Consider the following 13,624-nt stretch of genomic DNA (forward strand, 5'->3'; position numbering starts at 1 on the left):
TTAGTTTGACGTCGAAGCAATATTCAGTGGTTTGCTATTCTTGCTTTTCATCACATCAATCACGGCTTCGATACCTTGCTGGCGAATAATAGATGCAAACTCATTGCGTTTACTTGATAACAGACTGATCCCTTCTGCGACTAAATCGTAAGTTTTCCACTCTTGTGTCTTTTTATTCTTACGCAGCTTAAAATTAACATGAATATCGGGGTTACCTGCCTTCCTTATAATCGCTTTAACCGTCATGTCTTTTTTGTCTTCAGTGTTTTTAACAGGCTCAAACACCAGTTGTTGGCCTCCATAACTCGATAACGCAACGGCAAAATTAGATATTAAATACTGCCTAAACTCTTCAACATACTCGGGAATTCTGTTTTTGGGTACTGACCTAAATTGACTGCCTAATACCTTAAATGCAGCGAACTTATGATCAATATGTGGCATCAACTCTTGCTCTATGATTGCACGAAGCTGATCAGGGTTAGATTGGATGTCTGCTTGTTCTGCCTCAATTCGTTCAAACGTAGTCTGAGTGACTTTTTCTAACAATACTTGAGGGTTGATTGAGTCAGCATGACTTAAGCTCACAAAGGTAGTTGCTAATATAAACAATCCAGTACGACTGACATTGCTTATTACTTTTGAAATGGTGGTGATCATGAGTGTTTCTCAAATAACTAATTTTACCGGAATGAAGTGATTATGGACGCTGGAGTAATATAAATATAATTATATATTTATATATGACACATTTTCTTATGTGATGTATCATTGCGTCATTATTTTTTAGTCAGGACAACTTATGCGCCCGCAAGAGCTGAATCTTTTAATGATATTTGATGCCATCATGACAGAGCGTTCGATTACCCGCGCTGCCAATCGACTATCTATGACACAACCGGCAGTTTCTAACGCGGTTAGTCGGATGCGTGTGGCTTGGAAAGATGAGTTATTTGTTAAAGATGGCCGCAATATTCAACCCACGTTACACGCCCAGAATTTATGGAACCAAGTTCGTGAACCCCTTAGTTCCCTCTCGGAGGCTGTTGGTCCTAAGAGTTTTGACCCAGCAACGGCAAAACGTACGTTCCGAGTTGCTGTAAACGATATAGTAGTTGATATGGCATGGGCAGAGTTGCGATGCATTTTTGAAAAAGAAGCCCCAGGTGTCAATATCCATGCTGTCCCCTATACCATAGTAAATACTGAACAAGTGCTGGAGGACGCAGAGGTCGATATGGTAATAGGTGGAACTGGCGTTATATCAAACACATTTAGAGCTGAGTATTTGTTTTCACCTATTTTTGTTTGCATTATGAATAATGACCATCCATTAGCAAAAGCAGATCTCAGCGTAGAAGAGTTTGCAGCCGCAGACCATTTATTAGTGTCGTTATCTGGCGATATAACCGGATATACCGATCAAGTATTGTTACAACACGGTTTGTCTAGAAGAGTCGCTGTGACCGTTAATCACTTTTCATCGGTAGCTAATTTGATAAAACGCAGTGACCTAATATGTATGATCCCCATTTCTGCGGTCGCCGAAGAGATAATCGCTGGAGACATCGCAGCGACGAAACCACCAATAGAACTAATGCCACAACAAATAGCTGCTATATGGCACAAACGACAAGATAATGATCAAGGATTAATATGGTTTCGAGACCATTTAAATCGGATAATTAGTCGGAACGTAGAACGTCAAACATCGCAAGCTTTCGACAGCTTATGTGAAAACAATCCTGCCATGTGTGAACCATGTCAAAAGTAAGACCTGATTGATAATAGCGAGCATATTCGCTTGCTTGGCTATTGTAGTTCTAATGACTAACTTAAAAGTTATTTCGTTTACATATGCTTCCATTTTCCACTTAGCAGTTTCTCACTGCTTTCATTCTGTTCACAGAGTTAAGAGCTGAATAATATTCTATTGAAATCAATTTCCAGTTTGGCGGTCTGTTACATTGCGTGATGATAGGCCATGTAAAAAGCGAAACTATATTTCCCTTTGTGATTAATTTTCTGCATGGCCACAAATTATCAATGTCTTAGCTAACCAGTCTAATTTACTAGACAACAACTAACAAAAAATGAGGATTTAAGATGAGTGAAGCGATACCGAGTGATGTTCGTGGTCGATTGCAGTGGTCTTTATTGGCCCTAAGACTCGGTGTGTTTATAGTGATGTTTGTATGGACATTAGACAAGTTTATTAATCCTGGGCACAGCATTAAAATCTTTGAAAAATTCTATGCTATTTCGGGCTTAGGAGAATCCATTGCTTACACTTTAGGCGCACTGCAACTTATATTGGTTCTTGCATTTTTAGCGGGATTACAAAAACGTCTAACATACGGACTGATCTTTTTACTTCACGGTGGTTCTACTCTTTCTGCAATGGGACAATATTTAGATCCTTTTAATAACTTGCTGTTTTTTGCAGCATGGCCAATGTGGGCTGCATGTTTTGCCTTGTATTTATTACGAACTGAGGACACTAAATTTACCCTAGGTAAAACAGCCTAGTTGCACTTTTTAATAGGCAAAATGGCAGGTAAAACATTGAGAATTGACTAAGATTAAGTCCCGTTGGTTAATTCTAAAACCTGCCATTTTTGTAGACAGTTACAGCGCCATGAAGTAATTCATGGCAAAAAATGGCTATCGCTCAATCAAAAATCTCTAGTCAAATAAATGCCAAGATTTCACAAAAAGGGATATATTAGTAACTTAGACCTAATTCTTATAATTCAGCCAATTGCGTTAATTAGGCCTATTATTGACTACCAAAGACACGGAATATTTGGATCTCGCCTATGAAATCAAACAAAGTTCAAAGTATGTTGACCCACCCGTATGTTATCAATGACTCACTTCACCAGTTATTTGAGGCAGTTTCTGCTATTTCTGTGCAAGGATACGATGAACAAAGACGTGTTATCTATTGGAACAAAGCGAGTGAATTACTTTATGGCTTTAGTAAAGAAGAGGCGACAGGGCAAAAAATAGAAGACTTAATTATCCCTAAACCGATGCAGCGCCATGTTATCGCTGCACATAGCGACTGGGTAAAAAATGGCGTAGAAATTCCAGCAAGTGAGATCACTTTACGCAATAAAAGTAATCAAGATATCACGGTATTTTCAAGTCATGTGATGTTTACCAATCAATATAATACTAAACAAATGTATTGTATTGATGTGGATTTAACCGACGTTAGACAAGCTCAAGCTCACGCTTTACTCAAAGATAACATGCTTGAAACTATATTTGAGGCGATTCCTGATTTATATTTTTTAATGGATGAAAATGGAAAAATCCTCGATTACCATGCCAGTAATCCTCAAAACCTTTATGTTCCCCCAAACCAATTAGTGGGTGAAAATATTGCTCATTTATTACCAGAGGAAGTGGCAGAAAAATTTAAGACTAATTTCGCAAAATTGTCTCAACAAAAAGGGATCGTAACCTTTGAGTACTCACTCGATTTACCTCATGGATTGGTTTATTTTGAAGCGAGAATTAATCACTTATCGCAGTACAATCAAGTAGTCGCAATCATTCGAGATATTACCGAACAATATCAATCCGCCGAGGTGATCCGTCATCAAGCTTACTTTGATACCCTAACCTCTCTACCCAATCGTTTTTTAGCCCTAGAGCGTTTGTCTCAAATGTTGATTGAAGCTGAAAGAAACAACCAAAAAGCCGCAGTGTTTTTTCTCGATATTGATGATTTTAAGAAAATTAATGATACGTTAGGTCATGAAGTCGGCGATAAACTACTGATCAAAACGGCAGCAAGATTACAGAAAGTGTTGCGTAAAGAAGATACTGTAGGTCGTTTGGGAGGAGATGAGTTTATTGTTTTATTGCGAGGTCTAAACGCTGAAAATAGTGCCCTTGCCGTAGCTGAAAATTTACTGGATACCTTTAGAGAACCCTTTAAAATTGACGGTAGAGAATTAATACTCACCACCAGTATTGGTATTGCTATGTACCCAGAAAATGGCCATAGTGCCTCTGACATACTGCGCAATGCCGATACGGCTATGTATCAAGCCAAAGCATTAGGAAGAAACACTTTTTCATTTTTTACCGCCGAAATGAATTTAATAATGCAGCGCCGTCTTGAAATTGAAGAACAAATGCGCGGCGCACTCGAACGTAATGAATTTGAAATTCATTACCAACCCCAATTGGATACTAAAACCCAAACAGTTATTGGCGCTGAAGCGTTACTGCGGTGGCATAATTCAGTGCTTGGAAATATCACCCCAGATGAGTTTATTCCGATTGCGGAACACACTGGGCTCATTGTTCCTATTGGCAAATATGTTATTGAACAAGCACTAAGCTTTTTAAACGAATGGCAAAATAGACAACAGCAGAGCTACACAATTTCAGTGAACTTATCCCCTCGCCAATTTAGAGATAAGCAATTTATTAGCTTTATCAAACAAGCGCTTATTGCAGCGAATATTCGCCCCGAAAGTTTAGATTTAGAAATAACCGAAGGGGTATTGATGAGGGCGCAATCGTACATCCAAGAAGCCTTAGTTGACATAAACAATTTAGGCATAAAGTTAGCGATGGATGATTTTGGAACTGGCTATTCATCTATCAGTTATTTACGACAGTATCCTTTTGATGAACTGAAAATAGATCGCAGTTTTATTCAAGGTATCGCCCATAACAAGGCAGATAGTGATTTAGTCAAAGCGACCATTGCTATGTCACATAGTTTAGGGCTCACGGTTGTTGCCGAAGGCGTTGAAACTGAGGAGCAATTAAGATTGTTAAACGCACTAGAGTGTAATTTTGTACAAGGGTATTACTACAGTAAACCTCTACCCCCACAGCAGTTACTTGAATTTTCAGTCCATTGACACCTAATGTTCCGGCGTTCAATCTATAACTCAAGCGCCTGCCCCCCCAAGTTACATCACAATAGTTGGTCCTAGAATAATTGTTCTTAGTACCCGTCTCTCGGTTAATTCAAATAGATATTGATTTCGAAACATTAGTTAGTTAGACTAACTATAAATAATTTTTAGTATCTTTGTTATGGTTAAAATTCTCACTAAGACTCATCAGTCATTACTCAGTCATTTTGGAAAAATCCATCGAGTGATAGCAAAAACCCTTGAAACTAGGTTGTCACCAATTGGTATTACCTACCAAGAAATGCGTATTGCCGGTTTATTGATGGGAGAGCAAAACATGACTCAAAAAGCGTTAGCCGAAAAACTCTCAGTAAGAGCAGCTACACTATCTATTGCTATTTCCAAACTCGAAGCCCAAGGTTTGGTCAAGCGGGTTCAAAGCAAAACAGACAAACGAGTCAATTATTTACACATAACCCCCAATAAAAAGATATCTAAGGTTGACGATATTTTAAATGCGTTAGAGGCCGATATAACGCGGGGGATACCCAAACAAGATCTGCAGATTACCTCGCAGGTACTAACGAAAATCATCGATAATTTACAGGCGCAACAGGGGGCACAATTATGATGTTACTGGTTATTGGAACACTAATTTTCTTTGGTATTCACTTGGTGCCGTCAACACCTTTCAAACCTCAGTTGGTAACAACCTTAGGAGAGAAAAAATATAAAATGTTATTTAGTCTGATTTCTTTGATTGGATTGGGGTCAATTACTTATGGTTTCAGCCTTTCAGACTTTGTGCCTCTTTGGGACCCCTTACCTTGGGGACGCACTTTAGCTTTTGTTTCCATGCCATTTGCCGTCATAATGATGTGTGCTGCTGAAATACCGAATAACATCAAACGATTTGTTCGTCATCCTATGCTAATTGGACTAATACTATGGAGTGGCCCTCATTTGGCAGCTAACGGCGACCTAGCGAGTACCATAGTATTCCTAAGTTTTGGGGTATTTGCCCTTGTAGATGTGTATTTAGTTTCTAAAGGTGGGCGCTACAAACCTAAACAACCAGTCAGCTTTTTATGGGACATTGCGGTTATTTTTCTTGGACTGATACTTTATGGGGTACTAATGAGTTTTCATGGCAGTTTTACGGGTATGCCTTTAATTGGTTAGCTGCAAGCTGGGGTTAAGGTCGTGGTACTTCCCCCTTGCGCTTGCTTGCCAATTATAGTTTGAGATCTTCAATCTTAGCTGGCCGATAAAAATAATACCCCTGCATCTGCTGACATCCCAAAGTAAGCAATAAGTCTCTTTGCTTTGCGGTTTCTACTCCTTCTACAGTGCAACTTACATTAAAACTGCTGCATAACTCGACAATGGTTTTCACCACACCTTGACTACGAGGATCCTCAAGTAAATTTTTCACGAAACCGCGATCAATTTTGAGATTGTCGAACGCTAATTTATGGAGGTAACTCAAACTCGAGTAGCCAGAGCCAAAATCATCCAATGCAATCATAAAACCTTTTTGTTGCAACATTTTGGTGGTATTCGAACAATGTTCGAGATCACTCATCATAATTGTCTCTGTGATTTCTAGCTGAACACGCTGCTCAGATACACAGTGTTCTTGGAGTATTTCAGATAACCTTTGCAGAGTATGTTGATTCATTACGTCATGCACAGAAAGGTTAAACGACAAAAATAAATGCTCGGGCCAATTTTTAAGATCTCGAACCGCTTTTTCAAATAGGCATAAAGTGATTTCAGTTACCATACCGCTTTTTTCTGCAATCATGATAAATTCGTCTGGTGGCACCATCCCAAGTTCTGGGTTATTCCATCTTGCGAGCGCTTCTAGGGCTATGATTTCACCCGTTTTTCCATCAACAATGGGCTGATAATTTAAACTTAATTCGCTATTTTTGATGCTTTGGTTTAGTGCGAGTTCCAATTTTGATTTTTGCTTAATTAAGCGCTTATGTTCACCAGAAAAAATAATGGAACTACCTCTGGAAGCGGTCTTGGCTTCATATAGTGCAAAATCGGCACTGTCCATCAATTCATCTACACTTTCTCCGCCTTCGGGATAAATAGCGAATCCACATGATCCTGAAATTTGTACTAAACCGGTGCGCATCTCAAATGGCTTTTGAATCTCTTTGGTGATGTTATTGCCTAAGCTTTGAATTGCTTCATGGCAATTGTCATGGTCGATAACCAGTGCGAATTCGTCACCACCTATGCGCGCCAAAAACCCTTTACCTTTTAACACCTTAATTAAACGCTGACTCACCTCTTTTAGCACTCGGTCCCCAGCTGCGTGGCCGTGGATATCATTAACAGGTTTAAAACCATCTAAATCGATCAATGCCACAACAAAGCACTGTTTATCTATATTTTCCCGTAACTTTTGACTGAGATGTTTGGAAAAACTGCGGCGATTGGCTAATTCTGTTAAGCCATCCAGATTCGCCAGTAATTCATTTTGAATGTTGAGTTGTTGGGTATGTTGATGTTGTGTCTGCAACTCTTCTTTAGCCGCTATGACGTTCGAAAATGCCCGATAGTAGCTCAAAGTAATCAACACTAAAACCGCAGCTACCAGTAAAAAGTTGACTGCAATGGCGACAAAAATCAATTCACCAGTATTAACAAAAAATACCACAAAAGGCGCACCTACAGTGAGGGTGGTTGACCAAACCGCTGCCGGTAAGTGAAGTAAACACACAATAATGCCAATAACAGTAACCGACATGTAATAAGCTACATGTACTCTTAAACTAATGTCACCATATCCATAGAGCGCAAAGCCCCAAATGGAAAAACCAAACCCCATAATGATAGAGAACAGCACTGTCATTCGGATTTGGTGTAGTGCTTGAAGTTGAGTAAAATTTTGAAATCTAAAGCGATACCACTTGAATGCCCTAAGGACACAGGCAACGCTTAAAAAAGCCGCCACATGAACCGTTAAATAATCAGGGGCAACGCCATAGTAGGTGTAAGTTAAGGCCAAAGAACTGACCAACAAAACAAAATATAATAACGGTACTTTGGTGAGTAACTCATTAAACTGGGCGAATATGAGTTGTTCGGTTTTTGCACCGAACCCTGCCCATTCCGTCATACGTTGCAGTAGCTTTATGTTTGCCTCCAAGCATCCTAGCCCATAGGATTAAGCAATTTATACCCCATATGTGCTAATCAATAAAGGCATATTGGTGGTTAATCAGGCTTTTGGGAATATCGAATACGCCTAAGTGACTGAAGATAAATTAGCAATTAACTGTGGTAAATCAGCCATGTCTTCAAAATCAGTTACATTAGTCAGTTGATGACTCTCATGAGTTTTATTGTAAAATAAAGTGCTAATACCCGCTTGGCTGCCGGCCGTTACACCTGTGATACTATCTTCTATGACAACACATTCTTGTGGTTTTACGCCTAATATTTTTGCTACTTTTAGGTAGATTTCAGGGTCCGGTTTATATTTATCAAGGTCATAAGCACTGTAGATACGCTCACCAAAATATTGCCCTAAACCACATATCGTTAATGCCTGCTCAATTTTAAATTTAGGACCATTTGATACTACCGCTTTTTGTTGCGGTAATTTTGACAACGCAAACTCAATATTTTTGACTGGTTTTAATTGGTTTTCGAATAATTTAGCGACACGTTCGCGATAGTCCGGTAAAAAGTTATCTGGTATTGATACCTTATGTTTAGAGCCCAACGTTGATAAAATACTCCCCATTTTTTTACCACGATAATGCTCTACTAAATGGTCAACATCAAGATAGACACCCAACTCAGCGAACTGCTGTTTAATGGCCAAATTACATAAATATTCGCTGTCGACTAAGGTGCCGTCGTTATCAAAAAGTAAGCAGGTTTTGCGCATTGGTTTTACCATTGTAAATTATGTCGGTGCACATGTTTTACACAAAACTATTGCTAGGCTTTGTTTACAAACTTTAAAAATAGAGAAGGTTTGAGTTCTTACATTATTAATAATTAAAACATAACCTCATATGCACCATATTAAATATATTTTATCACTTGAGTTCCAGGTTCGAAGTATTGGGTATTTCTACCACCAAGTCACTGCCAGATACAAAATCATCCTATAAAAAACAAGTTCTGCAATGTGTTCTAAATAATTACAATGGGTGACTTGGTAATTGATTGATCAAGAGCACACTAGCACCTACTGACTAACCTGAGGCTCATATGTGTTAAGCGATATTCAAAACTAAGCTACTTTTCCTAGTACACTTTCCTTAAACATATTAACTACTATTCTGACCGTTGTTTTACGTGAAACTAATCGAGGTATTAGAGACATTAAGTAATTCATTTTTCCAGATACTGTATATATTCTATTTTTCTCGTAACCAATGAGCGCGGATCTAACCACTTCGCTTGCTGGAGCTAAGTCCATTTTAGATGTGTCAGCATTAGCATTTTCCATAAAACGAGACTCGGTTGTTCCTGGGCATAAGGCCATAATTCGAATATTGGTGTCTAATAACTCCCCCGTTAGCGCCTCTGAAAAGCTTAAAACAAAGGCTTTAGAGGCACCATAAACAGTTTGATAGGGTAGTGGTTGAAAAGAAGCAATAGAAGCGACGTTAATAATTCCACCACTATTTTTGTCTTTCATTGCAGGTAGACATAAATGGGTAAGCTCTACTAATGCATTGATATTTAACATCAACATTCTATGATACGTTTCAAAGCTCTCACCAGAAAATTCACAAAACTTTCCAAAACCCGCGTTATTAATTAAATAATCAACCGGCAGGCCTAAGTCGCTTATTTTTTCATATAATTTTCTAGCACCATTTGGTTCACTTAAATCCGCAGGAATAGTTTTAATCAAAATATTCGTATGTTCAGATTCGAGATATTCCGCTAGATTCATAAGATCGCTATGCGTTCTAGCTGTTAAGATTAAATTAGCCCCTTTACTAGCAAATTGTTTCGCAAACTCTTTGCCAATACCAGAAGATGCGCCAGTTATTAATATGGTTGTGTTTTCAAAATTCAGTTTTTTCAAGATAATTCATCCAGTCAGTTAATTAAAAACTAACTGTAACCCTTGCCCTTAGGGACAAGGTCAATTGAATTCTTTAACTAAATCATCTTTAAATTCCTTCAAATTTTCCGATTTGAGTAAAAGCGCTTCAACCTCTTGTTTTAAATCTGATATTTTTTTATCTATTACTCGATGCACCAACTCAATAGGAAGCTTCTTTTCATGAGTTTTTTTGGAAACAATCTCTTTGATTTCAAAGAGGCTAAACCCAAGAGTTTTGGCTCGACAAATCATACTGACAACCATGACATCATGGTCATCATAAATACGGTAGCTACCCTTTCGGTCAGGAGGTGAAATCAAACCTATAGACTCATAGTACCTAATAGCTTTACGAGTTGCTCCCGTCAGTTCAGAAACACGACCTATTAACATAGTAATTCTCATGAGTGTGGAATAAATAATAGTCTCAACGCCCACGTTAAACGGAGAAGACTCAATGAACTTTTATACTAATACACATCCCTACTATTGTGGAACGGGTTTACATGCTCGGCTGCTTTACGTCTGTATTATTGACGAACACGGTGAAGTACTCGTACACAAGAAAATTAATGACTCGCATAATCAGCTACTAGCGTTATTGCAACCCTACATTGGCGATATTGTCGTTGGCGTCGAATCAGTAATGAAAATTGAGTAGCTAACGCACACATTAAGCGGACTAAACACTTTATTTGCTCTGATTTAATGTAGCAACAGCTAAACCTGAAGTTATAAATGTTAAGCCAGCACCGATATTTAGACCATTAATAATTTTAGGACGACTTTGAAGCCAACCAGTTAGCTTTGAAGCAAACACCCCCATTAATGAGAAGCCTATGCCGGTAAGTAACGCAAACCAAATGCCATATACTATCATTTGAGTTGTAACTGAACCTAATTCGGGACTTACAAATTGAGGGATAAAAGCCAGTACAAACATACCCGGTTTAGGATTTAAAGCTGCAGATAGAAAACCCGTTGTAAAGATTGCTTTCACTGGTTGTTTAGCAGCAGGAGCCAGGTTGATTAGATTTCTAGATCTTAATACTTTTATTCCCAACCAAATTAAATAACAAGCACCTATAACCTTTACAACAACAAAAGCTAATTCAGATGTTTGTATTAATAATGTAAGTCCAAAAGTTGCAGTCAAAACATGAAACAATATTCCTGCACCAGATGAAAAACCAGATACCGATGCAGCGACTTTACCTTGACTAAGCCCTCTTCCAATCGCCAGTATATTGTCGGGACCTGGCGATATTACTAAAAGCAAACAAGCTAATGTGTAAGTAAACCAAATATCAATAGGAAACATGTATCCTCCGTGAGTGTGTTAACGCCGAGTTAATTAATGCAGTGATGTTGGCAGGCTTAGCTGCGTTTCTTTGCAGCAAAAATGACAATATTACTGTATCCATTTGAACGCCTTGTAAAATTTATTTATGTCGCTTGAAAGTTGATCCTTAAACACAATCAAAAGCTACGTCGTTAAAACTAGTGAAAGCAACTTCCTTGAATTCACCTTCAAGGCAGGTCGTATTGCGCTTCACTATCCTAAGTGAAACGCCCTGTGCGGAGCCGCATGCAGGGTGTTGTATGGGCAGGTGGTCAGAGACCTCCGGCTACCCGATTAGCTTTTTTCATGCCAATATTTTGCTCACATCACCTAGCTCCCTAACGCAGCCCTCACAGAATTCCAGACTTCTTGAGTAATTTTGGTTGCGGAGTACGATTGAGCCATACCTGCACTCTGGCCTGCCCATGCCTGCATACTTTCGATTCGATTTTCTTTAACAGCAGCAGTCCGCATTACTTGCGTTAGCCCACGCTGAATTGGATAAGGTGCTGGCTCAGGGGAATCGGCAGCTTCCATAGCGATGGCGTATTTAGTTGCTATGCTGCGTCCGGCTCTCCCTGAGTAGGCCTTAGTCACTATAGTATCTTCAGGCCTCGCATTTGCAATTGCTTCAGACCATGCCGACGGGATGGTAGATTCAGTAGCCCGTAAAAAGCCGGTTCCTATTTGAACCGCAGATGCACCAAGCAAAAGTACCGCAGCTGCAGTACGTCCATCTGCTATTCCTCCTGTCGCAACGATAGGCAGGTCAACGGCATTAGCGATTGCTGGCACCAAGGATATGGCACCGACACCAAAGCGCGTTGCATCCTCTGGCTTAAAGGCACCTGAATGCCCGCCCGCCTCAAAACTCTTGGCAACAACTACATCGGCGCCAGCGGCTTCAGCTTCTATGGCTTCTGCAACAGTTGTTACGTTTGCATACCATTTGATGCCTTTGGCTTTCATTTGCTTTACAAAGTATGCATCAAACAGCCCCATAATAGATGAAATTACTGGGGGTTCAACTTCAAGTAGAGCATGACACTGAGATTCGAAATCTGGTGGTGCTTCAATAGCCGCTTCAGTGCTAACTTCAGGACCCCAACCTCTAAGAAAAGCCCGTAGCTCATTCTCATGACTTGCGTTTCTTCTTGGTGCTGCATCCGGTATCCATAAATTCAATTGAAAGGGTCCATCGGTCGCAGCCCGAAATTCAGCGGCCCATTGTTTTATTGCGTCTGGTTGCATTAGCAGAGCACCACAAGCCCCCATGCCCCCGCCTTTAGCCACCGCTATCGAGAGACCAACGGGACAAGCTCCAGCCATTGGCCCTAAAAGAACAGGGCATTTCATTCCCATTTCGATAGCGAATTTCTCGGCTCGCTCTATATTCGAAGTGTGCATTTATCTACGTCCTAACTCATTAACATGTGATTATAGGGAGCACTTATCTTTTAATCTAACTCCCCAATATGCCGACGAAACAAGCGCAGCGAGTTGAGGTCGGACTAATTGATTTGTAATACATTTTACGGCTGAAGTAATTGTTTAAACCAGCCATTATCTTTGTATTTAAATAACTCTCGGAGATGTAACCTGCTTTCCCTGAATGTAAGAAATTCAATTGAAACAGGCGCAATACAATAACCACCCCAATTATTTGGTCTAGGGATAGGTTGCTCTGCAAAACTTGTCGAGGCATCCTGTAAGCGAGTTGTTAAATCATCCTCTGCAACCAATGGCTCACTTTGGTCAAAGGCAGTAGTAGTTAATTGAGCACTTCTGCTTCGAGTTTGCCAAAAAACATCAGCTTCAACATCGGTAATTACTTCAGCTGTACCTACAACACGAATTTGATAGCCTACATGATCCCACCATATAGTCATTGCGGTTTTTGAGTTATGTGCAATATGCTTACCCTTTACAGAATCATAGTATGAGCAGAAAACAAATCCTTTTTCACTCGCTGACTTTAAGTCAACAAACCTACCAGACGGAAAACCATCTCTATCTATTGTTGATACACAAACCGCACTTTTTTGCCGCAATGGACAATTGACTAATGCTTCATGCCACCAGCTTTCAAATTTAATTATCGGATTGTCCATATGTCTCTATCTCATTCAGACATAAAACGAGGCTGTAGAATTTATCATACCAATTCATCTTATCAATTAGTCACTCAGAGAACACCAGCGACTTTCAATCGAGGCGTAGTCCTGCAGGAATGGCTACCCCCTTTCAAAGGACTAGAACGAAGAGTGAAAGTCGCTGGTGTTCTCCCTTTGGGCGAGG

The 13,624-nt window shown here is 39.6% G+C and carries 14 protein-coding genes and 1 pseudogene; 7 read left to right on the top strand and 8 right to left on the bottom strand.

The genetic code is table 11. From position 1 onward, the window contains the following. Positions 1 to 660: an ABC transporter substrate-binding protein gene (locus tag ABJK37_RS02895; RefSeq protein WP_348349914.1), complete on the bottom strand. Its 660-nt coding sequence runs from the start codon at positions 658 to 660 to the stop codon at positions 1 to 3. A 142-nt stretch (positions 661 to 802) separates the two neighbouring features. On the opposite strand from ABJK37_RS02895, the gene ABJK37_RS02900 reads away from it, so the two are divergent. The 5 genes from ABJK37_RS02900 (at position 803) to ABJK37_RS02920 (ending at position 6,071) form a co-directional block, all read left to right on the top strand. Beyond that, a complete protein-coding gene (locus ABJK37_RS02900) occupies positions 803 to 1,774 on the top strand; it encodes a LysR family transcriptional regulator (RefSeq protein WP_348349916.1) in 972 nt (323 codons plus the stop codon). 332 nt (positions 1,775 to 2,106) lie between these two features. After that, on the top strand, positions 2,107 to 2,529 hold the full coding sequence (locus ABJK37_RS02905; RefSeq protein WP_348349918.1) for a hypothetical protein: 423 nt from the start codon (positions 2,107 to 2,109) through the stop codon (positions 2,527 to 2,529). A 290-nt stretch (positions 2,530 to 2,819) separates the two neighbouring features. Further along, the gene (locus ABJK37_RS02910; RefSeq protein ID WP_348349920.1) at positions 2,820 to 4,892 is read left to right on the top strand and encodes an EAL domain-containing protein; all 2,073 of its coding nucleotides are present in this window, start codon (positions 2,820 to 2,822) and stop codon (positions 4,890 to 4,892) included. Between the two features lie 178 nt (positions 4,893 to 5,070). Beyond that, positions 5,071 to 5,520, top strand: a complete 450-nt coding sequence (locus tag ABJK37_RS02915) for a MarR family winged helix-turn-helix transcriptional regulator (protein WP_348349922.1) — start codon at positions 5,071 to 5,073, stop codon at positions 5,518 to 5,520. After that, positions 5,517 to 6,071 (top strand): NnrU family protein, encoded by a 555-nt coding sequence (locus ABJK37_RS02920; protein WP_348349923.1) that lies wholly within the window; start codon positions 5,517 to 5,519, stop codon positions 6,069 to 6,071. The genes ABJK37_RS02915 and ABJK37_RS02920 overlap by 4 nt, the downstream gene beginning before the upstream one ends. Before the next feature lie 52 nt (positions 6,072 to 6,123). Here the strand turns inward: ABJK37_RS02920 and ABJK37_RS02925 are convergent, their stop codons facing one another. The 4 genes from ABJK37_RS02925 to ABJK37_RS02940 form a co-directional block, all read right to left on the bottom strand. Then, the gene (locus tag ABJK37_RS02925; RefSeq protein WP_348349925.1) at positions 6,124 to 8,058 is read right to left on the bottom strand and encodes an EAL domain-containing protein; all 1,935 of its coding nucleotides are present in this window, start codon (positions 8,056 to 8,058) and stop codon (positions 6,124 to 6,126) included. 99 nt (positions 8,059 to 8,157) lie between these two features. Then, entirely contained in the window at positions 8,158 to 8,805 is a 648-nt protein-coding gene (locus ABJK37_RS02930) for an HAD-IA family hydrolase (RefSeq protein WP_348349927.1), read from the bottom strand. Positions 8,806 to 9,156: 351 nt separating this feature from the next. Further along, positions 9,157 to 9,963, bottom strand: a complete 807-nt coding sequence (locus tag ABJK37_RS02935) for an SDR family oxidoreductase (RefSeq protein ID WP_348349929.1) — start codon at positions 9,961 to 9,963, stop codon at positions 9,157 to 9,159. Positions 9,964 to 10,023: 60 nt separating this feature from the next. Further along, positions 10,024 to 10,377: a MerR family transcriptional regulator gene (locus tag ABJK37_RS02940; RefSeq protein WP_348349931.1), complete on the bottom strand. Its 354-nt coding sequence runs from the start codon at positions 10,375 to 10,377 to the stop codon at positions 10,024 to 10,026. Between the two features lie 64 nt (positions 10,378 to 10,441). Between ABJK37_RS02940 and ABJK37_RS02945 the strand changes: the two are divergent. Further along, positions 10,442 to 10,630 (top strand): annotated as a pseudogene (locus ABJK37_RS02945) (IS110 family transposase); the annotation flags it as partial. Positions 10,631 to 10,675: 45 nt separating this feature from the next. Here the strand turns inward: ABJK37_RS02945 and ABJK37_RS02950 are convergent. The 3 genes from ABJK37_RS02950 to ABJK37_RS02960 form a co-directional block, all read right to left on the bottom strand. Next, on the bottom strand, positions 10,676 to 11,305 hold the full coding sequence (locus ABJK37_RS02950) for a LysE family translocator (RefSeq protein WP_348349933.1): 630 nt from the start codon (positions 11,303 to 11,305) through the stop codon (positions 10,676 to 10,678). Positions 11,306 to 11,656: 351 nt separating this feature from the next. Beyond that, on the bottom strand, positions 11,657 to 12,733 hold the full coding sequence (locus ABJK37_RS02955; RefSeq protein WP_348349935.1) for a nitronate monooxygenase: 1,077 nt from the start codon (positions 12,731 to 12,733) through the stop codon (positions 11,657 to 11,659). Positions 12,734 to 12,858: 125 nt separating this feature from the next. Beyond that, on the bottom strand, positions 12,859 to 13,437 hold the full coding sequence (locus ABJK37_RS02960) for a pyridoxal 5'-phosphate synthase (RefSeq protein ID WP_348349937.1): 579 nt from the start codon (positions 13,435 to 13,437) through the stop codon (positions 12,859 to 12,861). On the opposite strand from ABJK37_RS02960, the gene ABJK37_RS02965 reads away from it, so the two are divergent. Continuing rightward, positions 13,438 to 13,624 (top strand): hypothetical protein (locus ABJK37_RS02965; protein WP_348349939.1); only part of this gene is annotated, 187 nt, incomplete at its 3' end.

This window comes from Paraglaciecola sp., from assembly GCF_039964565.1.
Taxonomy (GTDB): Bacteria; Pseudomonadota; Gammaproteobacteria; order Enterobacterales; family Alteromonadaceae; genus Paraglaciecola.